This is a genomic window from Acinetobacter sp. YH12117, from assembly GCF_013418865.1.
GTDB classification, from domain to species: domain Bacteria; phylum Pseudomonadota; class Gammaproteobacteria; order Pseudomonadales; family Moraxellaceae; genus Acinetobacter; species Acinetobacter indicus.
The window spans coordinates 20,687-45,335 of the sequence record NZ_VPBF01000026.1 but is presented as its reverse complement, the minus strand read 5'-3'; the positions used below and the strand labels follow the sequence as shown (position 1 = coordinate 45,335).

Below are 24,649 nucleotides of genomic sequence, written 5' to 3'. Positions count from 1 at the left end.
TGGCACAGTCATCAGTAATCCCAAGTTCTATCGAAAATACGAGCAAAAGCTCGGTATTGCTCAGAGAGCGAGAAATAAAAAGCGTGTCCGTGCATTACACGCCAAGATTGCAAACTGTCGTAAAGACCATTTGCACAAGGCTAGCACCCAGCTGGTGAAAGACAATGCACTGATTGTCGTTGGTGATCTAAGTGCGAACAAACTTGTAAAAACTAAAATGGCGAAATCTGTTTTAGATACAGGATTTTCAGCGCTCAAAACCATGCTCAAGTATAAATGCGAGAACGCAGGGGTCATGTTTGAGGAAGTCAACGAGAGATTCACAACCCAAACCTGTTCGAGCTGCGGTACAATCACCGCAAGCAGTCCGAGAGGTAGAGCAGATTTGCGAATAAGAGTATGGGAATGTGAATGCGGAAGTGTAAATCAACGCGATTTAAACTCCGCCAAGAACATACTTGCGCTTGGGCATAAGCGTCTAGCAGTAGGAATCACCCTCCTTTCAGGTGGGTGAGGATGTCAAGGCATATTGAGGCCGAACTGAAAACCTAAAATAAATACAATGGAAAAACAGGTGCATAGGAATGCAAAAACATAAATTATGGCTCTGGTTGGGCCTGATTACCGTGGCAGTGATGGGCATTATTTACTGGTTAATTCCCCATTCACCACCATCCCCCGGTCATGCACAGGCCGCCACAGCGCGTACATCTGCAACCTCGTCTCTACCCGTGAGCAGTCCAAACAGCTCTGCGACCCTGTCCTTTTTAAGTCCCAGTCAGCAGGACACTGAAATTAACTGCCAGTTACAGCTCGACTCGGGCAACCGGTTGATGGTCAATGAACAGACCCGCAACTGTTTTGAATATTTTATTACCCAATATGGCGAGAAAACCCTGGAGCAGATCCGTCAGGATTTTCAGCGTTATATCGCCCAGACCCATCAGGAGCCGGCCTTGGGACAAATTCTGGATTTATGGCAGCGCTATCTGGATTATCGTGAGCGCCTAGGGGAATTGCAGCCGCCACAACTGGATCCGGACAGCCCGCAATATTATCGCAGCATTTTTACTAGCATGAAAAACCTGCGTCAGCAGTTTTTCTCGGCCTATGAAATTGAGGGTCTGTTTGGGGTGGAAGATGTTTATCATGACTATACCCTGGAGCGCCTGAGTGTGATGGACAATAAACAGCTGTCCGAAGCAGAAAAAGCCCAGAAATTAAAAGCCCTGTTTGAGCAGCTGCCGGAAGACTGGCAGGCCAATCTGGAACAGCTCAACAAGCTGGAAGATTTAAGAACACTGACCGCAGAAATTAAAGCCCGTGGTGGCTCCAGTGCAGAACTGCGCCAGATGCGCCTGAATCTGGTCGGGCCTGAAGCCACGCAGCGTCTGGAACAGCTGGATGTCGAGCGCAGCCACTGGAAAACCCGTGTTACCCAATATTTAAATCAACGCGATCAGATTCTCAGTGCTGGCCTGAATGATGCCGCCAAACAGCAGGCGGTCGCAGAATTACGTCAGCAGTATTTTAACAATCCGCAAGAACAGCTGCGGCTGGATACCTTTGAATCGGTGCACGATCAGGGCGGTAAACTGCCTTTTGCCGAATAACATCCTCTAAAGATGACTCATCCATCATTGCGGTGGATGGGTCTAGGTTTAATGTTCTGTTAAGCACCCCCCTCATTTTTTATCAATATCTCTGCCATTTCACGTGCACTTCATCGACCAGTTATCGGCAACTACAAAAAATAACCGAATGGCTAATGACGATTTCAAGAAAACTGTTTATTTATGCTAAACAATGGATTTTAAAATTACTAAGCCCTTATAAAAACAGTAATTTTTGATAAATTTTGGCCTGAAATGACATATTTGCAGGCAGGCTGCCGGGATGAGTAGTCATCATTCCATATAAATCGAAAACATCATCACATTTTTATGCAAAGCACGACAAAGGAGGAATTTTTGACAGGTGGTACTGCATCAATAAAACAAAAAATGAAATGAAGGATCAGTCATGCATCATTTAAAACAAAAAACCACATGGGGTTCAGCCGTGTTACTTGCGACAGCCCTGTTTGGCTTAAGCACACCCGTACAGGCCGAACCGGGCGTCTTGCAGGTTCAGGAACGCGCCATCAGCCATTATGCCCAAACCCGATATCCAATTGTCATGACCCACGGCTGGCTTGGCTGGTCGCGAATTGGCAATGAAACTTTCAATATGGATTACTGGTACCAGATTTTGCCCGATCTGGCGCGTCACGGCGCCACTGTGTTTGCCGCACAGCTATCTCCGGCACATCAGACCGAATTTCGTGGTGAACAGCTGATTCACCAGGTGGAAGATGTGCTGGCCATTACGGGCAAAAATAAGGTCAATCTGATTGGCCACTCACATGGTGGCCCGACTGTACGTTATGTGGCGGCGGTCAAACCTGAATATGTGGCCTCAGTCACCGGTATTGGTGGCACGTTCCGCGGCTCTAAAGTGGCCGATGATATTCAGAACAGTACTGCGCTGCGTACCGTCTTCAATCTGGTCGGTGATTATATGATTGCCCCGCTCATCAGTTATGCCCAGTTACAGCCAGATATGCCCATCAACTTTGATGCCTCGATGAAATCCCTGACCGAAACCGGTTCTGCGGACTTTAACCGCCGTTTCCCGACCACGGCACTGGCAGCAAACTGTGATCAGGCCGGCGCTGAAGTTGATCGCGGGATCCGCTACTACTCCTGGACCGGCACTGCACAAGCCACCAATCTGCTGGATATCGACACCATTCTGATGCAACTCGGGCCGCTGTCGTATGGCAATAAGGACAATGACGGCATGGTGGCACGTTGCAGCTCGCATATTGGCAAGGTGATTCGGGACAACTACAACCTGAACCATACCGATCTGGCCAATATGATGTTCGGACTGAGCGGCCGCTTTGCCCCGGATCCGGTGGCACTGTTCCGTCAGCATGCCAATCGCCTGAAACAGCAGCAGCTCTAGACTTTTAAATTGCCTTGGTGACAAGGCTGAACACCGTACAGATCGTGAGCGGTCTGTACTCACAAGAACAAGACTGAGGATTTAACAATGAAATATGGATATCTCATCGCCGGTCTGGCCGCTACCGTATTGAGCGGCACCACACAGCTGCACGCCTCAAACAGCACCCAGGTCAAAGCACCTTTTGTTAGCTCGCAGTATGCCAAAACCAAATATCCGATTGTATTTAGTCATGGCATGAGTGGCTTTATTACCTTGGGGACTGACAATTTTGGCCTAGATTACTGGTATCAGATTCTGCCAGATCTGGCGCGCCACGGCAGTAATGTCTGGGCCACCCGGGTATCACCATTTAACTCCAGTGAGGTCCGTGGCGAGCAGCTGGCACAGCAAGTCGAGGAAATTCTCGCTGTGACCGGTGCGGGCAAAGTCAACCTGATTGGTCATTCGCATGGCGGGCCTACCATTCGTTATGTGGCCGGGGTAATGCCAGACCAGGTGGCATCTTTAACTGCGGTGGGTGCACCAAATAAAGGCTCGCCAGTGGCCGACCTGATTTTAAAAGCAGAAGGCACACCGGTTGAAGGACCATTAGTCGGTGCAATCAATCTGGTGTCCAAAGCCATTACCTGGGCACAAGGTCTGGACCCGAACAGCTTCCCGCATGATTCTCTGGCTGGCGGCGGCAGCCTGACCCTGGCCGGCTCGGCCAAGTTTAACCAGAAATTCCCGCTAGGGATGCCAACCACGGCCTGCGGTGAAGGTGCCTATAAACAGAATGGAGTTGTGAATTATTCCTTTACCGGTATTGGTACGGTCACCAATATTCTGGACCCCGACTCTGCCCTGAAAATCACCAGCTTGCTGATTGATGGCGGCAAAGAAAATGACGGTCTGGTCTCTCGCTGTAGTGCCAAGTTTGGGAAAACCATCCGCGATGACTATAACTGGAACCATTTAGATGAAGTCAATCAGTTTCTGGGTCTGAAAGCCGTATTCGCCCCCGATCCGGTCAGTGTCTACCGTCAACATGCCAACCGTTTAAAACAGCAAGGCTTGTAAACGTAAGGATGATCTGCCCTGCTCTTTTGAGCAGGGTTTTTATTTTTGATGATGAAGAAAAATGGAACTTTATGAAAATAAAAATTTTAAGCCCGTAACGGCGGCAATGCCTAGGCAGCACGGATGTCGCCGTTTAACTCCAGTGATGAAGTCCGTGGTGAACAATATCTGGCCCAGCTCCAGGAGGTGATGGCCATCAGCGGAGCGAAAAAAGTCAACTTGATTGACCATTCGCATGGAGCCCATGCGGTGCGTTATGCCGCAAGTGTAATTCCTGACCAAGTGGCTTCGGTACTGACCTTCGGTGGTGCCAATCAGGGTGTACCGTGGTGGCCTCCGATGTAATGAAATTTGCGGATCAAACAGGAAGCTCTGACCTGTTAAATGTACTAATCAGCAGTTTTGGCAAAGTGATCATGTGGGCACAAAGCCTGGACGGCAATGCATTTCCGCATAATGCCTTTGCTGCAGGTCATAGCACCTGATTGAAGGAACCGCGGAATTTAATCAGCGTTTTCAGCTGGGCTTATCCTTAACACCCTGTGGTGAAGGCAAATATCAGGACCAGAGTATTGCCTTATATTCAATGACCGGAAATAGAAATACACAAGTCACCAATCCACTGGATGTTGGTGATGCTGCTATGAAAGCCCTTGATTTAATCTCGGCCCATAAAGGCGGTGTCAATGATGGCATTGTCTCGGTCTGTAGTGCCAAATTTGGTAAAACTATTCGGGATGATTTTCCATGGAATCATCTCGATGAAGTGAATTTACTGTTTGGTTTAAAAGGTACTTTTGCTCCAGACCCTGTTGCGGTCTATCGCCAGCATGCCAACCGGCTCAAACTGCAAGGTTTATAAACCAATATTCGGCCATAAAAAAAATGCGCCACAGGGCGCATTTTTTTCAACGAGATAAAACTGATTAAGCTTCAGTTTTACGCGCTGGTAACTTTTCACGAATACGTGCAGCTTTACCAGACAATTCACGTAGGTAGTAAAGTTTAGCACGACGAACGTCACCACGACGTTTCACTTCGATTTTAGCAACGATTGGAGAGTGAGTTTGGAATACACGCTCAACGCCAACACCGCTAGAAATTTTACGTACGGTGAACGCAGAGTTCAGACCACGGTTTTTCTTCGCAATGACAACGCCTTCGAACGCTTGTAGACGCTCACGGTCACCTTCTTTAACTTTTACTTGAACAACTACTGTGTCACCTGGTGCAAAAGCTGGGATGTCTTGTTTAAGCTGAGCATTTTCAACAGCTTGAACTAAAGGATGCTTACCACTCATGGGGTATCTCCAATATGTGTGGGTCAGAAGAGGTCTGAGATCCACTGGGGCTAGAGGCTAAAGCGCATAGACCCGATTAACTTTCCCTTTATGCTTGACCGCTTCAAGACATAAAGAGCCTATTTAAATACTCAGTCTAAAGACCAAGCTTTTTATTGCGCCCGAAGCATAAATTAAGATTTATGTTCTGGCAAATCTTTTAGCCATTTCTTTTGCTGCTTGGTCAGTTCCACTTGTTCAACCAGTTCAGGCCGACGCTCAAGTGTACGCTGATAACGCTGCAAAAAACGCCATTTTTCAATATTGGCATGATGACCTGATTTCAGTACCTCAGGCACATCTAAACCTTCAAAATGGTCAGGCTTAGTATATTGTGGGCAGTCTAACAGACCATCCACAAATGAATCTTGCACATGGGATTGTTCATCAGACATTGCACCCGGAAGTCTCCGGATAATACTGTCCAACAACACCATCGCAGGCAGTTCACCGCCCGATAACACGTAATCCCCAATCGACCATTCCTGATCGACATATTTCTGGATTAAACGTTCATCGACACCTTCATAACGACCACACAGCACAATTAATCCGTCATATTGGACAAATTCTTGTACAGCGGGTTCATTTAAGGTTTGACCTTGTGGTGACATATACACCACGGGTACGTTGACCGCACCTGCTTCATGAGCAAGTTCTTTGGCACGGCGGATTGCTTTTGCCAGTGGCTCAGCCATCATTACCATACCAGGACCACCACCAAATGGACGTTCATCCACTCGTTTGTAGTTACCCTCAGCATAATCGCGAGGATTGATACAATGAATTTGCATCAAATCACGTTGTGCTGCGCGCCCGCTAATACCGAAACGTGTAATCGCTTCAAACATTTCAGGAAAAAGCGTAATGACTGCAAAAAACATCGCAGACTCCCGTATTTCCAAAAATATTAGTAATCTACGCCCCAATTGACATAAATACGACCTGTTTCGAGATCAACGCGTTGTACCACATCTTTATGCCATGGAATCATACGCTCTTCGCCATCGATACTGTCGGCAGTTGCGCGAACCACCATCACATCGTTAGCGCCTGTTTCAAACAGTTCGTGGATTTGACCGAGATTCACTTCCTGTTCGTCATCATCCAGACCTAACACGGTTAGACCTTTTAAATCAGACCAGTAATACTCATCCACACCCGCTTGAGGCAGTTGCGATTTTGAAATCCAGATATTTGCACCAACCAGACCGTCTGCTGCAGTGCGATCGCTCACACCTTTTAAGCTGACAACCAGGCCTTTGCCATGTGGTTTCCAACGTTTTACATCGACAGTTTGCCAACCTGCTTTGGTCTCAATGTACCAAGGCAGGTAGTCAAACATGTTGCTCATAGGTTCTGTATTGGAATAGACCCAGAGCCACCCATTTAATCCATATGCTGAACGTAGCTGTCCAATCTGAATACGATCTTCGGGTACATTCTGTGTTGGTGTCATGGGCTACCTACTACTTAATTCTTTAAAATTATGCAGCAGCTGCAGCTTTCTTCGCTTGAGCAGCTAAAGAAGCAACACGTTCAGAAGGTTGAGCACCTTGTGCTACCCAGTGAGCAAAACGGTCAGCATCTAAACGAAGTTTTTCTGCTTTACCTTGCGCTGTAGGGTTGAAGAAACCGATACGTTCGATGAAACGACCGTCACGTGGATTGCGGCTATCAGTTACAACGATTTGATAGAATGGACGCTTTTTAGCACCACCGCGAGTAAGACGAATAACTACCATGATACAACCTTATAGTTTTTACGGATTATCCCTGTACCGACCATCGATACATTTCAAACCCCTTTCATAGAGGGCAGTATTTTACGCGAAGTTTGCCCTGAATGAAAGATCAAAAAGTGTTTATCCGCAGTTTTGAATTTATTTATCGGACCAGGTAGAGTTTGGCGACAAGTCACAACGCGCTTCGCCTTTTGCCCAATATTTCTCTGATTGATTATTTAAACAAATCCAACCATTGCCCGCTTGTAACGTACCTGCCTTAGGTTGAGCAATTAGAGTCCAACGGGTTGCATTGGTTAGTGCAGCATCAAAGCTTAAATCATATAATGCAGTGCCTTGTTTGGGAGTTACTGTTGATCCATATATTTGTGCAATCGTTGCCCCCGAAAAAGAACCATTCATTCCTTTATAGGCATTCATTCTTTCAGCAATGAACATCATCTCTGATTGTGCTTCTGCCCGATTTACTTTAATTTTATATTGCTGATAAGAGGGATAAGCAATAGCAGCTAAAATTGCAATAATCGCAATGACAATCATAAGTTCTATAAGTGTAAACCCTTGTCTTACCATGATTCGCTTCCCTCATTTGCCTCACCACAAGAAGTATAAGTCACTTTGGTATAGTCTTCTTTGTTCATACACTTGGTGCCTAAACTGTTTAACAAAAGACTATAATTTTTTTGATCTAGACTTTCTGCTTTAATAGCCCAATTACTTCCAATAGCAAACATATCAGCCTGCGCTGACCGATCAAAATCAATCTTTTTATTCAATAAATCTGCTTTGACCTCTAAATCTTTTGCCGTATCGGTAATATTTCCATCTTCATCCTTTGCAAACTCACGTACAGAATAAAACCCAATAATACTCAATCTATATTTAGGGTTATCCGAATGAATAGGAAGTAAAACTTGCTGTTTGGCGGTATCAAAGTTTGAACTTAACGTGCCTGTTTTATCTTTATATAAATAACTCGCCTCAAACCCTTTATAACTAAAGTTCTTAGCTTTATGTCGTTCCAATTGCTCAGCAAGTTTTTGCATTTCCTGTTGTGCTTGAGCAAGATGCGAACGTTGAATATAAACCTGATAACTTGGCATCGCAATTGCAGCAAGTAATGCCACAATCACTACGACCACCATCAGTTCAATCAGAGTAAAACCTGTTTGGGGCTTAGACTGTGAAAAAATAAATTTCATTTTTTCACTCCTTTACCGAATATCGTTCATACCAACGATGCGGAATAAATTTTAATGGTCCGCCAGCCGGAATAAAACGTTTACCTGGTTCAGCACAATCTTCTCCCTCACATTTTACATTTTCTGGATCATTATCAGGAATTACAATCCCTCTACCTCCTGTAGGCTCTGACATTGGACCGACGTTTAAGCTCACAATTCCTGAACCCAAATTGTATTTATAATTTGCCAGCTCGGGACAAACACCTGTAGGTAAACAGAGACGCTGGGTAAAACTTTGTCCTTTGACACCCGCCCCACAAGCTGAAGTCGTACCAGCTTCTGCTGCATCAAACATAGTAACGTAGAGGTTTCCTTCCATTGCAACTAGTGGGGTAAGACCTTTTATCACACCCGCACCTTCTGTTTTAGCTGCACCAGTAGTACTTTCAAATTTATGCTCAAATTTATAATACCACCCTCCCCAACCACTGGTCGGGCTAATGGCTGCACCACGATTCGTCGTTGCAGTTTTACTATTTACCAAGACAGATAAAGGCATTAACTTATCTAGACTTATACCTTCACCCGCTGCTGCTATAGTTTTATCCGCTCGTGATGAAGCTGGATAATATGTACCCGTCGGATGGATATCATATTCATACAAAGCATAAACACCATCGAACTCCAATCCTGAAGAACTAGTCGTTCCTGTAGTCGTCGGTGAATCGTTAGTGGCTAATAAAGGAGAGCTTTTATTTCCAGACAGGAAGGATGCTACGACAATATTCCCCCCTTCGGTTCCCCCTGCACTATGGTGAGCTGTAAAGACCGGCGGGTAGTAAAAGCGAGGACTTGTACCATTGGTTTTATGTAAATTTAAAATACGGGTAATTTGCGGTACAAACTCAAAAGAACCATCGCTTTGAGGTTGATGTAAGTCAACTCGAAACGCCTGTCCAGCCAAATCGCCAAAGTACAGGTGATCGACAACACCGTCATTGTTACGGTCAACGGTTTTAATTTCACTGACGACACTATATTGTAAGTCGTCGTGCTCGGTATGTTCTACACTACCACTCGCTTCCGTTTTACTGGCATACCACAATAACTCGCCATTATCGGCATCGAACATATACACACCCGCACCGATTTCATTGTCTTGCTCATAATTATATTTTTCATAACCCGCATAACCTGTTCTTACACCATTCGCATCATACAGGCCATCACCATCATCACCGCCAGCATCATAGCCACCACCCACAAACATCACTAATTTACGCTCTCCGTTCCAGTTCACGTAATCAAGTTTTGGCTTAGACCAACTTTGGCCCATTTTAGCCAAAGCAGCATATTCTTTTGTGATCACAACCGGGTTGCCATCTTCATCATACCCCAAACGTTTGACTGAACTTGATGTAGGATCAATATGGAATTTAATTTTAGGACTGCTGCTGGATGAATCATCTAAACCGGTTAAATCTAAAGCGTAATAACTACGTCCTCCCATCCGCAGACCACCATAAACCCACTGTTTACCCTGTAAATTTTCTTTTTCCCCTTCTAAACCGCCTGCAACATCGCGCACAACCCCATCAACGGTTAGAGTTCCATCATCTTTACTCACATAAACGGTATGGGCTGCCCATTCACCATCTACCCCATAATAAAGAGCATTTTTACCATTATCCCAAGCACCAGCCCCTGACTTAAACAATTCATATTGTTTTTCAGCCATTTCTTTAGGTAAAAAGCTAAATTTTTCTACCCCGGTTTTGGCGTCTACAACGTGCAGTAAACCTTGTGTTGTCCCAAATAGCACATAGTCTTTACGGTCTGTAGTATCGACATAGACATTACCTGATGTTGCATCTTTCACAGCAACGGCTTTACCACTTTGGGTAAGTAACACAGGCAATGAGTGTAAAATACTGCCCATTTGTCTTAAGTTTGCTGTTGCTCCTTCCAAGTTTTCACTTGCTGAAGCGATGTTATAACCTAACAAGCTCATTAAACCTTTAATGCGTTCTGGGTTGTCTGTTTTGGTTTTTTCATCTGTGGTGTATTGATGGGTAATTCTTACTAGCTGTAAATTTTGAGAAACTTTTTCTGTACCAGAAGCAGCCTCATTAAAATCATAATCGGTTAACAGTTTACGTCCTGTAAATGTATCATCATTTTGCTGTGTACCCAGCGGAAGTTTAGATAATGCTCCCCATTTCGCAAAGGTCGCTGTTCCTGAAGGGTAACTGGTGCTATCCCCCCAAATATCTTTTAAATCCTGTAAAACACTTTTTTTCACCACTAGTGAAGCTGGACCACCACTTTCTGAAGCATAAACACTATTATTGACCACATAATATTTTTTTAAATTTCCAAACCAAAGTTGTTGATCATCCTCATCAGCAACTTTAGGTTCAAATTGAGGAAAATATGAAAATGCCTGAAGTGATTCTGGATTCAATGCATCAACAGGAATAGTAGAAGAACCTGTGCTGATACTTGAAATACTCCCGCCCACATGACCAATAAATTCATTTAGGCTATCGACTACTTGTTGAGATTCAGATGCCGCAATATACCCCCCTTTACCATAGCTGCTTCCACCCCAAGCTTGAGCGTTCCTCGCATCATCACCAGTAATACCTGAACCGAACCCTACAACAGCGGTGAGCACAGGCTGAGATAAGTTAGAAATACCTGACCCCGAACGCACAACACTTAAATTATTTAAAGATTTTGCAAAAGACCCAATCGCTTGCCAATCTGATTTAACCCAATAAGGATTCCGTGAACTACCAATATTATAAGCATCGCCATATTCCCCTCCTGTTAATCCATTAGAAAAGCTAAAACTTGAAGAGTTTAATGCGTTTCTCATAAGTCCTAAAGTATTCGTATCGTAAGGTACTTGAGGTTGTCCATCCGTTAAAAAATAAATCCCTTGACCACTACACTCAGCCGTGGCAGAACTCAAGGGCGTTTTATATTTTGAACCAACTACTGTATCTGGATGGCTCTTGCCTATACCACTATAAGTACCACCACCCGTTGTAGTACCCAATAAATAGGCTGCTGCTTCGGCATAAGCAGCAGAGGTCGGTGTCCCACCGGTCCCTTTAAAATCAGATTTTTTAATAAGATTAAGAACTTTAGTTCGTTGTGCTGAACCGATATCGCCCCATTCTGCTGCGGGAATACGCATATATCCCCTTAAGTTATTTTCACCACTTGATGATACATAAGGGAAAGTTCCAATTCCGATTTTTACATCAGACTTAATTCCTTTTCCAGTGTCTTCATCATAAACAGGCATAGTTGCCAAGGTATATAAAGCATCTTTTAAGCGGCTCATTCGATCATAAAACTTATCATTACGAGTTAAGGTTTTATAAAAGTACTGAGACCCTCCTTGCCATCGATTCGTAAAACCAGTTATATCTGGTAAACCATCAATTTTAACAAAACAACTATCTGACACTGAAACTGTACCAATAGGACATTTATACCATTGTGAACCAGTTTTTTTATAATAATAAGCTTCTATAGAGCTATTCGAATTGAAGTAACAGTATTCACGAGTATATCCTCCAGATGTATTTTCTGTATTTCTATACATAGTTCTATAATCTGTTAACCCTTTAGGCAAATCACAAGCTGAGGCACCTGCTGCTGTTACAGACATACTCCCCGACGTATCCAGCATCATCACTACAACACCAGAACCTGCATTCGAGTTCGGTTTAGTATAAATTTCAATATCACTGGCATAGCTGGTACTGCTTTGTGCAATAAGCAAGGTCATTGCACCTGCCAAAGTACTTAACTTGAACTTATGCCCAAATTCTTTAGCATGTGCTTTCACATCCAGCACATTAGCATGATGATTTTTTAAAGTTTTCATATTCATCTCCTAAGAGGCTTTCAGTGAACGCAAACTGTACTCCATATCTTGAGTACTATATGGAACATTATTTCTTGCCAAACAATCGGTCACGGTATCGTTTTCAACCAAAGGATCAACAAAACTGGTGTGATTTTTCAAACAATTATTGACTTGTTGAACACTGGCTGAACTTAAATTTGGAAGTAAAGAGGTTGCAGTAATCACCACACGCTGAATTCCCGTACTCTTTGAGCTTTCTTTGTCATCGCCTTCCATCATGTGTTCCCAATCTCGATCCGTATCTGCCGCACGCACAGTGACCTGAGTCATTACAGCTTGACGACCACTAATAAAATCACCACGAGTCGTTTGACAAAAACCATTTTGTCCCAATTCTGTATTTACAATTTTCTTATTCTGCCAATACACAGAACTGGCAATACGACTCCCAGAAAAGTTATCTGTCACATTACCTCGCACACAAAATACTAATTCTTTACCTTTATTTTCAGGACGTAACGCATAAGCCAACATGCCATCACCAATACGCATTTGAGCAAATTGCAAAGCATTACTGGTTTTGTTTTCTAGAGTAAAAAATACTGAGTCACTATTTTGTACAAGAAGTGAATGAGCCTGCGCATTTGTTGAAATATTCAAAGAGGTAATACTGGAGCGAATTGCCCATGTACCCGCAATTGCAATCACAATCAACATGACCAGTACGACAATGAGTACTGAACCATTTTGGGAGTGTCTATGATTTACTTTTGGTAGATTCATTCTCAACTCCTTACTTCGCGATACCGAAACCATTACGTATTGCAATGGTCTGTGTGACTACATTTCGCATATACAACTTATTTTTATCATCAGGATTAAGCTTGGCTGTGGTATCTAAAACCTGATACTGTTTATCTGCATTGAATAAGTCATTATTTCCCACTGTATTATTTGAACGAACCAATAACCCCACCTTTACCGCCACAATTTGCGGTTTTTCCGCAGCAGTCAGACTTTGATAGTCCTCAATTGAAATTTGACCAAAACAATCTAATTGTCCATCTGCAGTGGCTATTGCTGAGCATTCATTATTCATCCCATCTCTTGCGACCACCAATTGAATACTTAAGTGATCGACTCTAGGAATCATAATTTGGCCATCACCAGATAAATCAATTTCTGCAGGCTCATCCCCCATATAGCTAAAAGCTTTACACGCTAAAGCCAATGGTTTATTTGGGTCTCCCCTATTCGTGTCATTTCTTAAAAAATAGCGTTGTACCACATACGCATCTTTTACAATTTGGCGACCCTCACAATCAAATTGATTGCTCATAGAGTTTTTATATTGGATCACCAATTGGTCACTTGCTTGCCCCACTAAATTAGAGCTATTTTCTACCTTGCCTTCAGATAAAGCGTTCTTTAACGTAATATCCAAGTTTGAAGTGGGATTACCACTATCATCATTTTTGAACTTTTGGGTGTAATTTCTAGCATCTAGTACAATCCCTCCATGTAAAACTTTGTCGTTGATCATTGGTTCAGCTGCATTTAAGTTTGCCAAACGTATTTCACGAACAAAGGCTTCCAATCCAAAAAGAGCATCATTTTGTAGGTCGGAGAGTGCCTGCTGAGTCGATACACCTCTTTGTCCTGTTAAAGCCAACTGAATCGCAATTGCACTAACAATCAGCCCTAGGCTAAGCGCAATCATAAGTTCTAAAAGAGTGAAGCCGCTTTGTTTGGAAAATGAAAAAAGCTTTTTATTCAAACTCATTTTAAAAAGCCTCCATAACCAAGCATTTAGAATTCGCTACATATGCTCCAGTCGAAGCATCAATACAAGCATCTAAGTTACTGTCTATATTGGTATCGCCCCAAGCGACATAAATACAGTTCAAACTACTACCAACACAATTATTGATTTTTACAGTATGGCCAACTTCAGCTGCTTTCTCAGTAATCTGACTAGAATCAACCTCTGCCATTTCTTCACTAGAACAATTCGGCAAATAACCTTGCTCACTTCCTACACAGCCACTTTTTTCAGTTTTGGCATTGATTGCTACTTTATACTCAGGTAAGGCCAACCTATTTACCCTCATACGTTCAGCTAAATCACGCGCTATATTAATTGCAATGGTCCGATCTGTTGCCTCATTTGCTGCATCCATAGCTCTCAACTGCAAACCAACAAAGCCTAAAATACCAATAGCTAACAAAAGCAAGGCAACCAAGACCTCTATTAAACCAACCCCTTTTTGCGTATTCATGTTATTCATGAGCACACCCCTGATTCGATTTTTTCTACAGTGCCATTCATTGAAAGTGTAATCGTTCGACTTTGATTTATTTTTGAATTACATAACTCAAATTTGAGCGGTAACAACACTTGTAATGTTTCTGGATTGATTGGAGGAACAGCATCGGGCTTAGATTCCTCCTCAGGGTTATGATCTGGATTATTAATCGTTTTAGTTCTCTGCTGTGGAATCCCGACTGGACTATAAACAACATCAGAAAAATCAACATCCCTGGCATTTGAATTCATATCCACATCTTCATATTTGGGTATCCAGTAACGAACTTCTGCTGTGTTTGTTCCACTTTCAAATTTTACTGTCACATTCTTTCTTAAAGTCGTAGCTTGTGCTCGGGCATCACTTAGCACCAAAGACAGCTCACGAATTGAGGTATCTAAATGTCGTTTTGCAATCAAATCCCCAAACGAAGGAGCCGCCATCATCGCCACAATCGCCAGCACCGCAATCGTGACCATCAATTCAATTAAGGTAAATCCCTGACTTTTTCGCATGCTCTCCCCCTAGGCAAAAATGTTGGCCCAGTTAAAATCATACTTATTAAAGTTACAAAAACTACACAGAACAGATAAAAGGCACAAAAAAGCAGATGACTGTCATATCACAATCATCTGCTTATTTTTAAAAGAAAAATTAGATTGTTATCTATTTCTCAGTTTAAGCCTGAGTTACAGGAATACGTAACTCTTTCGGTAAACTAAAGGTAATGTTCTCTTCACGACCGGCAAGCTCGGCAGGGGCGGTTGCCCCCCAGTCCTGCAAGCGCTGAATCACCTGTTTAATTAAAATTTCCGGTGCAGACGCGCCGGCAGTCACACCAATTTTCGTTGCAGGATTAAACCAGGCCTGATCCAACTGATCGGCATTATCGACCAGATACGCCTGTTTGCCCATGCGCTCGGCCAGTTCACGTAAACGGTTCGAATTCGACGAATTTGGCGAGCCAACCACCAGCACTACATCACACTGACTGGCTAAATCACGCACCGCATCTTGACGGTTTTGGGTGGCATAACAGATATCATCTTTACGCGGCCCCTGAATCTGCGGGAATTTCTGGCGCAAGGCATCAATCACTTTGGCAGTATCATCAATCGATAGCGTGGTCTGGGTGACAAAGGCGACTTTTTCAGGATGACGCACGCTTAAAGCCGCAACATCTTCTTCATCTTCCACCAGATAAATTTCACCACCATTTTTCTTGTCATATTGCCCCATAGTGCCTTCCACTTCAGGATGGCCTTCATGTCCAATTAAAATCGCCTCAACCCCTTCACGGGCATATTTGGTCACTTCAATATGCACCTTGGTCACCAGCGGACAGGTGGCATCAAACACTTTCAGGCCACGGCGCTCAGCTTCCTGCTGGACTGCTTTCGACACGCCATGTGCACTAAAAATCACAATATTGTCGTCTGGCACTTCATCCAGCTCATCTACAAAAATCGCACCGCGCTGACGTAAATCATCGACCACAAACTTGTTATGCACCACTTCATGACGCACATAAATTGGTGGATTAAAGCATTCAAGGGCACGGTTCACAATCGCAATTGCACGGTCCACACCCGCACAAAAACCACGTGGATTAGCCAATACAATTTCCATAGAACCCTCGATATTCATTTCAACTTTTGCAGACAGATGCGAAATTAATGCAAACAAATAGATGCTTAACTATTTTGTTTAAGCCAGCTCTGCTCTAAAATAGAGAAGATATTTTATCATATCAGGAAAAATATCATGTCGGGTCTCTTGTTTGTCGTTTCTGCAGCTTCAGGAACAGGCAAAACATCCCTTGTTAAAGCCCTGCTTGAACGTGTTAACAATCTGCACGTTTCTGTTTCCCACACGACCCGTGGTCAACGTCCTGGCGAACTGGACGGCGTTCATTACCATTTCACCCAGAAACAGGACTTTATCGACCTGGTACAACAAGGCGGTTTTATTGAATATGCCGAAGTCTTTGGCAATTATTATGGAACAGCCCAAGCCACGGTCAAAGAGCAACTGGCCAAAGGTCACGATGTCCTGCTGGAAATTGACTGGCAAGGTGCGCAGCAGGTGCGCAAACTTTTTCCTGAATCGAAACAGATTTTTATTTTACCGCCAAGCCAGTTTGACTTGCGCCAGCGCCTGTCCAATCGCGGCACCGATGCTGTCGATGTGATTGAACATCGCTTAAGCTGTGCGGTGGAAGATATGCAGCAATATGTCAACTTTGACTATGTGATTATCAATGATGACTTTAATAAAGCGCTGCATGACCTAGAAGCCGTGATTATTGCCAACCGTCTGGTGTTAAGCCAGCAGGCCAACCGTCACCAGGAGCTGATCCAGAAGCTGATTACCCCTACAGCACCCTGATTAAAACTTGAGTCTTCAGACAAAGCACCTTATACTGCACAGTCTGTTTAAATTTACCATTCAAACGAGAACTCTTATGGCACGCGTCACCGTTGAAGATTGTTTAGACCATGTAGACAACCGCTTTGAGCTTGTACTAGTGGCAAGCAAACGCGCGCGTCAATTGGCACGTCAAGGAATTGAACCTACCGTTGAGTGGGACAACGACAAACCTACCGTTGTTGCTTTACGTGAAATTGCAGAAGGCCACGTTTCTAAAGACATTTTGAAACAACGCGATCAGGACTACCAAGCCTCTAGCCTTGACCTTGCACTTTCAGCAAATAACTTGAATTTAGATGGTTTTTCTTTCCAATAAGAAAATACATCCTGAAAAAGCCTAGTTTTTTACTAGGCTTTTTTATTATTTGAACTTTAATATTTGCGCAATAACCGTTATAACATAAGCATCGGAACTCGTAATTACAACGAGCTTTTATTTCGATATTTTCGGTGAAAAAAATTGACAAGTCATGCAATATGTTTTTCATTAGAAGATCAGTTTTTGTGATTGTTACGAGCATTGTAGTTAAAGGTGGTATATGCCAGGCGCAGAGGTCAGCCAAGCCAAACAGCAACTAAATATGATTATCGACGCTTACTTGAGTGAAAGCGATAGCGAGCGCGTGCTTGCGGCCTGTGACTATGCCGATCTGGCGCATGATGGCGTAACCCGTAAAAGCGGCGAGCCTTATATTCTGCATCCGATTGCGGTCAGCTGCATTCTGGCGCATATGCGTCTGGATGCCGAAACCCTGATGGCGGCGCTGCTGCATGATGTGATTGAAGATACCGAATTTAGCAAAGAAGATATTACCGAAAAATTTGGCCGGACCGTGGCCGAACTGGTCGATGGCGTGACTAAACTCAGCCATTCCAGCGATAAAGAATACAATAAAGCCGCGTCCTTCCGTAAAATTCTGCAAGCGACCCTGCAAGACCCGCGTGTGATCATTATTAAACTGGCTGACCGCTATCACAATATGACCACGCTAGATGCCTTGCGCCCAGATAAACGCGCCCGCATTGCCCAGGAAACCTTTGATATTTTTGTGCCGATGGCGCGTATTGTCGGTATGAATGAAATGGCCGACAACCTGGAACATCTGTGCTACCAGAATCTTGATCTGGATATGTTCAATAATGTTCAGGCCGCCCTGCTAGAAACCAAGCCGAAACGCTGTGAATATCAGGCCAAATGGGAAAAGAACCTGGCAGAGCTACTGCAATATCATCAAATTAGCGGCCGGATTAAAAAGAAAAATAACAATATCGAACTGCTCCGTTATTTCGTCAAAAATGACATCGACCTGCAAGAGCTGACTCACAGCCACGCCTTTGAAATTATTCTGCAAAGCATCGCCGACTGTGACCGCTTAGCCGATATTTTACGTGAACATTTTCAGGTGCTGCATTTTGCCGATCATATTCGCCGTCCGTTACCGGGTGGCAACCAGTCGCTGATGCTGCGCCTGAAAGGTGAAGAAACCACCTTATCCTTAACCATTCAAACCGAGCTGATGCGTAAAGCAGCCCGTTTTGGCGTGGTTCTCGGTGAGAATGCACCGCAAGCCTGCCGCTCGGCGATTCAGGCCTCGATGCAAAACCTGAACGTGCTGATTGATGGCGCCTGTGCCAAAACCACCTTTAGCGAGCTGCTGGATTATCTGCATCAGGAAAAAATCTGGGTTTATACCCCGCATGGTCATCTGCATGAATTACCGCAAGGTGCTACCGCAGTTGATTTTGCCTATTCAGCCAGCCTGTTCCTCGGCAACCATGCGGTCGGTGCGAAAATTAATGGAGAAATCAAACCGCTCTCTACCCCGCTGACCAGCGGCCAGGTGGTGGAGGTGATTACCGATGTTTTAGCGACACCAAACCCCGACTGGCTCAGCTTTATTAATACCCAAAAAGCGCGCCGTGCCCTGCAAAACATTCTGCGAGACCAAGATATTGATGAGCAGCGTCTGGTGGGTGAGCAGGCCCTTAACCGTGCCTTAAAACTGTTTAACTGTTCGATTAAAGATTTAAGCGAAGACGACTGGATTAACCTGCTGCAATGGCGTCATATCGACAGCAAAGAACGCCTGTTCGAACAGATTGCAGTCGGTGACCTGTTACCACAACTGGTGGCCAACCATCTTTATTCACAGGACAGCAGCTCGGAAGTTTCGGATCGTCTGATTCAGGGCACCGAAGGCATTGATGTTAAATATGCGCATTGCTGTAATCCGGTACTTGGTGATCCGATTCAGGGCCATTTATCCCGCCGTGGTTTAATTGTGCATCGCGCGCGTTGCCATAACCTGCTGCATGAACAGCATCTGCATCCGGAAAATATCATGCCGCTACAGTGGAACTCGGATGACGTCGATGACGTCAGCTTCACCGCCTATTTATGCATTGATATTGAAATGAATGATGAACAGATTTCTGACCTGATCTATCAATGCCGTAAAGCCAAGACCGGGGTGGAAATGGTCCGTAGCCACGATGCCAAAACCTATGTCAATATTGTGGTGAACAACCGTAAGCAGATTGCCCAGATTATTCGCGACCTGCGCATGCATTTTGGCTTCCCGCGGATTATCCGTCTGGAACTGCCGCCCAATATTGCCGAAACATCCAAAGCCTGTTAATCATGATACGATAGGCCTGAGCCTGCCCGGCTAATCGTTTATGCTGTCCATACTTATAAAAGGAGAAATCGATGTCCCGCCAAGTGATCCATACTGAAAATGCGCCTGCTGCCATTGGTACATATTCTCAAGCCATTTTAGTTGGCAATACCGTGTACCTGTCAGGACAGATTGGCCTTGATCCTTACAGCATGGAACTGGTTGAAGGCATTGAAGCGCAAATCCGCCGTGTTTTTGATAACCTGAAAGCCGTCTGTGAAGCCGCAGGTGGCACGCTGGCTGATATTGCCAAACTGAACATCTACCTGACCGATTTATCCAATTTCCAGTTGGTGAACCAGATTATGGGTGAATATTTTGCCCAGCCGTATCCAGCGCGTGCCGCTTTAGGTGTGGCCAGCCTGCCAAAAGGTGCACTGGTTGAAATGGATGGCGTAGTAATTATTAATCAATAACTTAGCTGTACAAAAAAGATACCATCGATAAGATGGTATTTTTTTATTCAAAAACCCAATCACAACAAATGAATTTTCAAATGATTTTTATTGACAAACGATAATAATTATCAATAATAACACTTATCTTATTTAATTCTTTATGGTTGTATCAATGTACGTTTGCTTGTGCCGTGGTATTACAGATCAAGACATTAAAGACGCCGTAGCGAACGGTGCTGAAAGCTATCGCGAAATTCGTGACCTGCTGGATCTGGGAACCTGCTGTGGCCGCTGTGCCCCTGAAGCACGTGCCATTATTAGCGATGAAGTGGCCGAACTTGCCGGCCGTCTCGCAGTTGCTGCCTAATTCCAATAAGAATAAATCCTTCGGTCCGTGGGCCGACTCTCCTCCCCCGCTTCTGACTCAGGCGGGTTTTTATTGCCTGACCGGGCATTGCTGCCGAATCACATTGATGACGATTTTCATTTGCTGTTCAATAAATTACTCGCCATCCTGCATCATCTTGTTTAAGATAAAGCTCTAGATTGCCTTAAAACTGTTTAGGGCAGAAATTGTGAGATGGAGTAGTGCAATGAAAGGCAATCGTGAGGTGATTAATCAGCTGAATCAGGTGCTGTATCATCATTTAACCGCTATTAACCAGTATTTTTTACATTCGCGCATGTTTAATGACTGGGGCATTGAGCAACTCGGTTCGGCGGAATATAAAGAATCAATTCGTCAGATGAAACATGCCGATAAAATTATCGAGCGGATTTTATTTCTAGAAGGTCTGCCGAATCTGCAACATCTGGGCAAACTGTATATTGGTCAGCACACCGTTGAAGTGCTGAACTGTGATGTCCGTAAAGTCAAAGAAAATATTGAAGCCATTCAGAAAGCCGTCGTTTTGGCTGAACAGGAAATGGATTATGTGACCCGTGATCTGGTTCAGGAAATTCTGGAAAAAGAAGAAGAATATCTGGACTGGGCGACCACGCAACTGGATTTAACTGAATCTGTCGGTATTGAAAACTATATTCAGAGCCAGCTCTAAGTTCAATTAAAAAGATTAACTGCATAAAAAAGACCGGAGTTCCGGTCTTTTTTATGGATTGAGCAATGTGTTTCAAATCCCAAACAGCAGCCTTAAAAATCAGCAGATGATTTATGGTTCTGGTCTGATTTCTGCCCCATCCAGCAAGCTGTCATAATCCACCTCGACCTTGCGCAAGGTCTTTAACAGCTCCAGCTGCTGTTTGGCTTCGGCTTCATAGCCATTAAATGCCAGCACACGGGCATATTTAAGCAGGTCATACTGGGTTGGATAATTCAGCACAATTTCATGAATCTGCTGCAACTGCTCCGGGCTTTGCTGGCTATATGGATTCAGACGAATCCAGGCAATACGACGGTTAAATTCCTCGAGCAGATAAATCTGATCCTGGTTGGTGATTTTTTCCGGTGTTTTTTCATAACGCACCGATTGATTTAGCTTTGGCACCATTACTTCATAATCACGATAAATCAGCAGTAACAGGATGAAGCCTAAACCGAAACTAACCCGCATGAATATTGGCGATAACTGCACGCCAGCATTTGGACGTTGCGACTGCACAATCCCCAAGATAAAGCCGGCGGGCAACAGGAAATAGGCATAGTTCTGCGGGAATTCCAGCATGGCATGAATCAGGAAGGCACCAAGCATCAACAGACCAATCACCGAAATGGTCGAATTCACCTGCCGATGCAGCTGATAGCCCCAATAGGCCAGATAAGCCAACAATGGCAGGCCAATCAGCAGACCATTCCAGAGCAGAAGATCGAGCACCACATTGTGGGCGCTACGAATCCATACTGGTCCCTGGAAAAATTCACTAATCGTCGTGTAAGCGACACTGGTCTGATGCCAGCCATAACCAAACCAGGGCTGATGGCCAATTGCATGCAGCATTTGCTCCCAAATCACCAAACGTGACATATCACCCGTAGCACGCTGTACCACATCACGAGACTGTACCGCTATATCTGCGCTTTGAGAGAGTAGCTGACTTAAAGAAGGTGCAATAAAGATCAAACCAACAAAAGTCGCAAACCAGAGCGCACTATAGAACCATTTCAGGCGGATATAGCCTTGGTATTGCTGATAGCCGAGATAGGCCAAGATACACAGCGAGGCGACCCAAGAGGTACGCGATTGACTCAGCACCACCCCGCTTAAGATCACCAAACCAGCTGTAACCAAGAGCGCTGTTTTCAGTTTCTGTTTTTCATACAGATATAAACAGGCCATTAAGGATATGACCAGAAAGGTCGCCATATTGTTCGGCTGGGCAAAGTTGGCATAAGGGCGCTGGCCGGTACGGATATTCACCATAAACGGGAAATACTGGTCGATGGTGAGCCATTGGCAAATGGCCATGAACCCGGTTAGGGTGCCGACACCTAAAAGGACAAAACTGAAACCTGTTAATATTTTTTCTCGCTGCGCGGCATCTAGGGTCAGGTTATAGCCCAGTACAATCGCCAGCCAAAAACCAAAGATATATAGGGTGCTAAATAGGGCTTTATCAAAAAAGAATAGCAAACCACAGGCCCATTGGATGAATGGGACAGCGGCTAAGGCCAGTAAAGGTAGGCTGATTTTTGGGATAAGCAGTTTTTCTTTTAGGAAAATAGCAGCCAAAGCGAACAGTGCAAAAAAGGCATATAGCTCACCGGTATAAGTAACCCAAGGGCGGTAATGAATGGGAAGCAGCCAGGCGAGGGAGATGAGGATGGCAGCCAAAAATAGCAATGCAGATTTCATAAGAAAAACAGACTAAAAAACTGGCTCTATCTTATATTTTTTTAGGCAAGATGTTAGTGCTTTGTGTAGCAAGTTTGATTGGAATTCTGCTCGTTTTTAAGTGGGATAATTGTATGGGGAATACTTAAATTCCCCATTTTTAACTCAGGAAATTATTTCCACGGTCTGAGGTCGACGATTTTGATGACTTCTGCGGTTTCTTTGTTGAGCAATACCACCATATCTACTGCATTGGCTTTCAAAGGTAACCACGCATTTGCTTTTGGATATTTGGCTAAAGTTTTTTTCACTTCAGTTTTTGAATTGTATTGTTCCAATTCTATAAGCGGTAATGCACGTTGTTGAATTTGGTTTTTAGCTTGAGAGAATTCTACATAACGAGCAGGCTGTCGAGCAAGTGAAATACCACCTAACACCTCGATAAACATATCATTTTGGCGTTGTTGTGGACTTACTGCTAATTTTACTGCAGCAAATTGTGGACCAGTCCATGATACCTGTTGAAATTGAGATTGTGCTTGGTCAATATTTTCGAGAATTATGTCATTTTTTCTAACCAATTCAAAACGGTCTGCATGGAATACTAACCATGCAGGACGTCCCTGCTCAATACTATAAACACCATAACATAAAGCAGAAACCTGCAAGGCAATAATCACTGCAATATCAAATTTAAGTGATTTCTTACCTTCTTTATAGACCAATAAACCTAAGACAGGTCCGACAATTACATCGATTGCCAATAGCATTAAAAAGATATGCGTCACACCTACTGCTATGGCGAGAGGCGATGGATACCAAATAAAAAAGACTAATCCAATCACGAGTAAAGCAATTAGAAATGAAATAGATAAATGGCTGAGGAAAAATTTAAGGCGTTTAGACATAGTAAAAACTCTGACTCATATACAGATCTCTATTTCAAAACATCCGCACTACCAATAATGATACTATCAGTTAGATTACGAATTTTTTCTTCTGCAATTCGCTCAAATTCTGCTTGATGTGAACTAAATTGCTCCTCAACTGACGCAGTCCTATTCTCAGGCTGAATATCTTGCAAAGCTTCTTGAGAAATTTGAACTATTATTCTTTGAGTTACTTCCACTTCAACATTAATCCCAAATTTTTCATTTTTTGCATGCTTACCTGTAAAAGTAATCTTTTCTATACTCATTTTCACATCTCATTCACTTTAGTTCTAATTTTAAAAAAAAAGACTGGTTTCCCAGTCTTTTCTCATACCAACCTAACAATAGATTAGTAAGTACCTTGACATGAACCTGGTAAATATTTAGCTGGCATAGGGTCTGTTGCACCAGGACCACACATCCACCCAACAATTGTTGATCCACCATCAGTTGCTGGATCTAAAACATCAGTTGTACCAGCAGCAGACATCATTGGAGTTAAATCAATTGTTCTAGCATCGGTATCTGTTTCACCACCAAGGGTAGTTTCATTACCTTGAATTGTAATTACACCATCTGCAGATACGCCACTTTCACCAGCAGAAAATCCATTTGCAGGAGTAGCATTTACATATTTTGTAGCTTCTATTCTACATGCATCAGTCAGCACTGTACCCATATTAACTACAGGAGAGTTTTGTACTAGATCTGTAATTATACTACGACATGAAGAAGCAGCTAACACTACCTCTGATACTTTTGCTTTTACTGTATAATTTTGATAAGCAGGTAATGCAACAGCAGCCAAAATACCAATGATCGCTACAACGATCATTAATTCGATTAGGGTGAAACCCTTTTGAACAGTTTTCATAACATTCTCCACAAAT

The 24,649-nt window shown here is 43.7% G+C and carries 29 protein-coding genes; 13 read left to right on the top strand and 16 right to left on the bottom strand.

The features are described from left to right. From FTU55_RS10135 to FTU55_RS15165, 7 genes are all read left to right on the top strand, one after another. Positions 1-514: RNA-guided endonuclease TnpB family protein (locus tag FTU55_RS10135; RefSeq protein ID WP_180046991.1), on the top strand; the 514-nt coding region annotated here is incomplete at its 5' end. 70 nt (positions 515-584) lie between these two features. Then, complete coding sequence (locus FTU55_RS10130; protein WP_180046989.1) at positions 585-1,613, top strand: lipase secretion chaperone; 1,029 nt, start codon at positions 585-587, stop codon at positions 1,611-1,613. Between the two features lie 409 nt (positions 1,614-2,022). After that, on the top strand, positions 2,023-3,009 hold the full coding sequence (locus FTU55_RS10125; protein ID WP_180046987.1) for a triacylglycerol lipase: 987 nt from the start codon (positions 2,023-2,025) through the stop codon (positions 3,007-3,009). Positions 3,010-3,096: 87 nt separating this feature from the next. Further along, positions 3,097-4,071: a triacylglycerol lipase gene (locus FTU55_RS15310; protein ID WP_127800495.1), complete on the top strand. Its 975-nt coding sequence runs from the start codon at positions 3,097-3,099 to the stop codon at positions 4,069-4,071. A 123-nt stretch (positions 4,072-4,194) separates the two neighbouring features. Beyond that, the gene (locus FTU55_RS10115; protein WP_180046985.1) at positions 4,195-4,416 is read left to right on the top strand and encodes a triacylglycerol lipase; all 222 of its coding nucleotides are present in this window, start codon (positions 4,195-4,197) and stop codon (positions 4,414-4,416) included. After that, positions 4,416-4,556 (top strand): hypothetical protein, encoded by a 141-nt coding sequence (locus FTU55_RS15170; RefSeq protein ID WP_228721960.1) that lies wholly within the window; start codon positions 4,416-4,418, stop codon positions 4,554-4,556. Before FTU55_RS10115 ends, FTU55_RS15170 begins: the two co-directional genes overlap by 1 nt. Before the next feature lie 101 nt (positions 4,557-4,657). Continuing rightward, positions 4,658-4,933, top strand: coding sequence for a hypothetical protein (locus tag FTU55_RS15165; protein ID WP_225876382.1), 276 nt, complete (start codon positions 4,658-4,660; stop codon positions 4,931-4,933). A 64-nt stretch (positions 4,934-4,997) separates the two neighbouring features. On the opposite strand, the gene rplS is transcribed toward FTU55_RS15165, so the two are convergent. The 12 genes from rplS to ispH all read right to left on the bottom strand — a co-directional run bounded on the left by rplS (position 4,998) and on the right by ispH (position 16,161). Beyond that, entirely contained in the window at positions 4,998-5,372 is a 375-nt protein-coding gene (gene rplS / locus FTU55_RS10105; RefSeq protein ID WP_003792460.1) for a 50S ribosomal protein L19, read from the bottom strand. A 173-nt stretch (positions 5,373-5,545) separates the two neighbouring features. Beyond that, positions 5,546-6,295 (bottom strand): tRNA (guanosine(37)-N1)-methyltransferase TrmD, encoded by a 750-nt coding sequence (gene trmD, locus FTU55_RS10100; RefSeq protein ID WP_104470238.1) that lies wholly within the window; start codon positions 6,293-6,295, stop codon positions 5,546-5,548. A 26-nt stretch (positions 6,296-6,321) separates the two neighbouring features. Beyond that, a complete protein-coding gene (rimM, locus tag FTU55_RS10095; RefSeq protein ID WP_168399745.1) occupies positions 6,322-6,870 on the bottom strand; it encodes a ribosome maturation factor RimM in 549 nt (182 codons plus the stop codon). Positions 6,871-6,898: 28 nt separating this feature from the next. Further along, complete coding sequence (gene rpsP / locus FTU55_RS10090) at positions 6,899-7,156, bottom strand: 30S ribosomal protein S16 (protein WP_004809941.1); 258 nt, start codon at positions 7,154-7,156, stop codon at positions 6,899-6,901. Positions 7,157-7,294: 138 nt separating this feature from the next. Continuing rightward, complete coding sequence (locus FTU55_RS10085; protein WP_104473452.1) at positions 7,295-7,729, bottom strand: type IV pilin protein; 435 nt, start codon at positions 7,727-7,729, stop codon at positions 7,295-7,297. Then, positions 7,723-8,358 (bottom strand): type IV pilin protein, encoded by a 636-nt coding sequence (locus FTU55_RS15255; RefSeq protein WP_104473453.1) that lies wholly within the window; start codon positions 8,356-8,358, stop codon positions 7,723-7,725. Before FTU55_RS15255 ends, FTU55_RS10085 begins: the two co-directional genes overlap by 7 nt. A 4-nt stretch (positions 8,359-8,362) precedes the next feature. Then, complete coding sequence (locus FTU55_RS10075; protein WP_180046983.1) at positions 8,363-12,244, bottom strand: hypothetical protein; 3,882 nt, start codon at positions 12,242-12,244, stop codon at positions 8,363-8,365. Between the two features lie 9 nt (positions 12,245-12,253). Next, positions 12,254-13,009: a hypothetical protein gene (locus tag FTU55_RS10070; protein ID WP_180046981.1), complete on the bottom strand. Its 756-nt coding sequence runs from the start codon at positions 13,007-13,009 to the stop codon at positions 12,254-12,256. 10 nt (positions 13,010-13,019) lie between these two features. Continuing rightward, complete coding sequence (locus tag FTU55_RS10065) at positions 13,020-14,009, bottom strand: PilW family protein (protein WP_180046979.1); 990 nt, start codon at positions 14,007-14,009, stop codon at positions 13,020-13,022. Between the two features lies 1 nt (position 14,010). Further along, complete coding sequence (pilV, locus tag FTU55_RS10060; RefSeq protein WP_104473457.1) at positions 14,011-14,514, bottom strand: type IV pilus modification protein PilV; 504 nt, start codon at positions 14,512-14,514, stop codon at positions 14,011-14,013. After that, on the bottom strand, positions 14,511-15,047 hold the full coding sequence (locus FTU55_RS10055) for a Tfp pilus assembly protein FimT/FimU (protein ID WP_180046977.1): 537 nt from the start codon (positions 15,045-15,047) through the stop codon (positions 14,511-14,513). Before FTU55_RS10055 ends, pilV begins: the two co-directional genes overlap by 4 nt. Before the next feature lie 163 nt (positions 15,048-15,210). Further along, positions 15,211-16,161, bottom strand: coding sequence for a 4-hydroxy-3-methylbut-2-enyl diphosphate reductase (gene ispH / locus FTU55_RS10050; RefSeq protein WP_104500732.1), 951 nt, complete (start codon positions 16,159-16,161; stop codon positions 15,211-15,213). Between the two features lie 135 nt (positions 16,162-16,296). Here ispH and gmk point away from each other — a divergent pair, with 135 nt between their 5' ends. The 6 genes from gmk to bfr all read left to right on the top strand — a co-directional run bounded on the left by gmk (position 16,297) and on the right by bfr (position 21,096). Beyond that, positions 16,297-16,920, top strand: coding sequence for a guanylate kinase (gene gmk / locus FTU55_RS10045; RefSeq protein ID WP_045795273.1), 624 nt, complete (start codon positions 16,297-16,299; stop codon positions 16,918-16,920). 76 nt (positions 16,921-16,996) lie between these two features. Continuing rightward, positions 16,997-17,278, top strand: a complete 282-nt coding sequence (gene rpoZ, locus FTU55_RS10040; protein WP_005013174.1) for a DNA-directed RNA polymerase subunit omega — start codon at positions 16,997-16,999, stop codon at positions 17,276-17,278. Between the two features lie 223 nt (positions 17,279-17,501). Next, entirely contained in the window at positions 17,502-19,601 is a 2,100-nt protein-coding gene (locus FTU55_RS10035; protein WP_104498093.1) for a bifunctional (p)ppGpp synthetase/guanosine-3',5'-bis(diphosphate) 3'-pyrophosphohydrolase, read from the top strand. Positions 19,602-19,672: 71 nt separating this feature from the next. Continuing rightward, on the top strand, positions 19,673-20,056 hold the full coding sequence (locus FTU55_RS10030) for a RidA family protein (RefSeq protein ID WP_005180461.1): 384 nt from the start codon (positions 19,673-19,675) through the stop codon (positions 20,054-20,056). 154 nt (positions 20,057-20,210) lie between these two features. After that, a complete protein-coding gene (locus tag FTU55_RS10025; RefSeq protein ID WP_034597991.1) occupies positions 20,211-20,405 on the top strand; it encodes a bacterioferritin-associated ferredoxin in 195 nt (64 codons plus the stop codon). A 226-nt stretch (positions 20,406-20,631) separates the two neighbouring features. After that, a complete protein-coding gene (gene bfr, locus FTU55_RS10020; protein ID WP_005180468.1) occupies positions 20,632-21,096 on the top strand; it encodes a bacterioferritin in 465 nt (154 codons plus the stop codon). Positions 21,097-21,207: 111 nt separating this feature from the next. Here bfr and FTU55_RS10015 read toward each other — a convergent pair whose 3' ends face one another. The 4 genes from FTU55_RS10015 to FTU55_RS10000 form a co-directional block, all read right to left on the bottom strand. After that, positions 21,208-22,848, bottom strand: coding sequence for a PglL family O-oligosaccharyltransferase (locus tag FTU55_RS10015; RefSeq protein ID WP_180046975.1), 1,641 nt, complete (start codon positions 22,846-22,848; stop codon positions 21,208-21,210). Between the two features lie 152 nt (positions 22,849-23,000). Next, positions 23,001-23,735 (bottom strand): TfpX/TfpZ family type IV pilin accessory protein, encoded by a 735-nt coding sequence (gene tfpZ, locus FTU55_RS10010; protein WP_168408682.1) that lies wholly within the window; start codon positions 23,733-23,735, stop codon positions 23,001-23,003. A 29-nt stretch (positions 23,736-23,764) separates the two neighbouring features. Then, on the bottom strand, positions 23,765-24,025 hold the full coding sequence (locus FTU55_RS10005) for a DUF1488 family protein (protein WP_180046973.1): 261 nt from the start codon (positions 24,023-24,025) through the stop codon (positions 23,765-23,767). Positions 24,026-24,108: 83 nt separating this feature from the next. After that, positions 24,109-24,633 carry a prepilin-type N-terminal cleavage/methylation domain-containing protein gene (locus FTU55_RS10000; protein WP_168408680.1) on the bottom strand — a complete coding sequence of 175 codons (525 nt, stop codon included), beginning with the start codon at positions 24,631-24,633 and terminating at the stop codon, positions 24,109-24,111. Positions 24,634-24,649 lie beyond the last annotated feature (16 nt).

Coding starts and splice junctions, on each gene's coding strand:
- FTU55_RS10085 (WP_104473452.1), bottom strand. CDS start 7,729: ATGGTAAGACAAGGGTTTACACTTATAGAACTTATGATTGTCATTGCG.
- FTU55_RS10125 (WP_180046987.1), top strand. CDS start 2,023: ATGCATCATTTAAAACAAAAAACCACATGGGGTTCAGCCGTGTTACTT.
- FTU55_RS10070 (WP_180046981.1), bottom strand. CDS start 13,009: ATGAATCTACCAAAAGTAAATCATAGACACTCCCAAAATGGTTCAGTA.
- FTU55_RS10025 (WP_034597991.1), top strand. CDS start 20,211: ATGTACGTTTGCTTGTGCCGTGGTATTACAGATCAAGACATTAAAGAC.
- FTU55_RS10075 (WP_180046983.1), bottom strand. CDS start 12,244: ATGAAAACTTTAAAAAATCATCATGCTAATGTGCTGGATGTGAAAGCA.
- pilV (WP_104473457.1), bottom strand. CDS start 14,514: ATGAATAACATGAATACGCAAAAAGGGGTTGGTTTAATAGAGGTCTTG.
- FTU55_RS10065 (WP_180046979.1), bottom strand. CDS start 14,009: ATGAGTTTGAATAAAAAGCTTTTTTCATTTTCCAAACAAAGCGGCTTC.
- FTU55_RS10115 (WP_180046985.1), top strand. CDS start 4,195: ATGTCGCCGTTTAACTCCAGTGATGAAGTCCGTGGTGAACAATATCTG.
- rpsP (WP_004809941.1), bottom strand. CDS start 7,156: ATGGTAGTTATTCGTCTTACTCGCGGTGGTGCTAAAAAGCGTCCATTC.
- rplS (WP_003792460.1), bottom strand. CDS start 5,372: ATGAGTGGTAAGCATCCTTTAGTTCAAGCTGTTGAAAATGCTCAGCTT.
- FTU55_RS10000 (WP_168408680.1), bottom strand. CDS start 24,633: ATGAAAACTGTTCAAAAGGGTTTCACCCTAATCGAATTAATGATCGTT.
- gmk (WP_045795273.1), top strand. CDS start 16,297: ATGTCGGGTCTCTTGTTTGTCGTTTCTGCAGCTTCAGGAACAGGCAAA.
- bfr (WP_005180468.1), top strand. CDS start 20,632: ATGAAAGGCAATCGTGAGGTGATTAATCAGCTGAATCAGGTGCTGTAT.
- trmD (WP_104470238.1), bottom strand. CDS start 6,295: ATGTTTTTTGCAGTCATTACGCTTTTTCCTGAAATGTTTGAAGCGATT.
- rimM (WP_168399745.1), bottom strand. CDS start 6,870: ATGACACCAACACAGAATGTACCCGAAGATCGTATTCAGATTGGACAG.
- FTU55_RS10005 (WP_180046973.1), bottom strand. CDS start 24,025: ATGAGTATAGAAAAGATTACTTTTACAGGTAAGCATGCAAAAAATGAA.
- FTU55_RS15255 (WP_104473453.1), bottom strand. CDS start 8,358: ATGAAATTTATTTTTTCACAGTCTAAGCCCCAAACAGGTTTTACTCTG.
- ispH (WP_104500732.1), bottom strand. CDS start 16,161: ATGGAAATTGTATTGGCTAATCCACGTGGTTTTTGTGCGGGTGTGGAC.
- FTU55_RS10035 (WP_104498093.1), top strand. CDS start 17,502: ATGCCAGGCGCAGAGGTCAGCCAAGCCAAACAGCAACTAAATATGATT.
- FTU55_RS15310 (WP_127800495.1), top strand. CDS start 3,097: ATGAAATATGGATATCTCATCGCCGGTCTGGCCGCTACCGTATTGAGC.
- FTU55_RS15170 (WP_228721960.1), top strand. CDS start 4,416: ATGAAATTTGCGGATCAAACAGGAAGCTCTGACCTGTTAAATGTACTA.
- FTU55_RS10130 (WP_180046989.1), top strand. CDS start 585: ATGCAAAAACATAAATTATGGCTCTGGTTGGGCCTGATTACCGTGGCA.
- rpoZ (WP_005013174.1), top strand. CDS start 16,997: ATGGCACGCGTCACCGTTGAAGATTGTTTAGACCATGTAGACAACCGC.
- tfpZ (WP_168408682.1), bottom strand. CDS start 23,735: ATGTCTAAACGCCTTAAATTTTTCCTCAGCCATTTATCTATTTCATTT.
- FTU55_RS10015 (WP_180046975.1), bottom strand. CDS start 22,848: ATGAAATCTGCATTGCTATTTTTGGCTGCCATCCTCATCTCCCTCGCC.
- FTU55_RS10055 (WP_180046977.1), bottom strand. CDS start 15,047: ATGCGAAAAAGTCAGGGATTTACCTTAATTGAATTGATGGTCACGATT.
- FTU55_RS10030 (WP_005180461.1), top strand. CDS start 19,673: ATGTCCCGCCAAGTGATCCATACTGAAAATGCGCCTGCTGCCATTGGT.
- FTU55_RS15165 (WP_225876382.1), top strand. CDS start 4,658: ATGACCGGAAATAGAAATACACAAGTCACCAATCCACTGGATGTTGGT.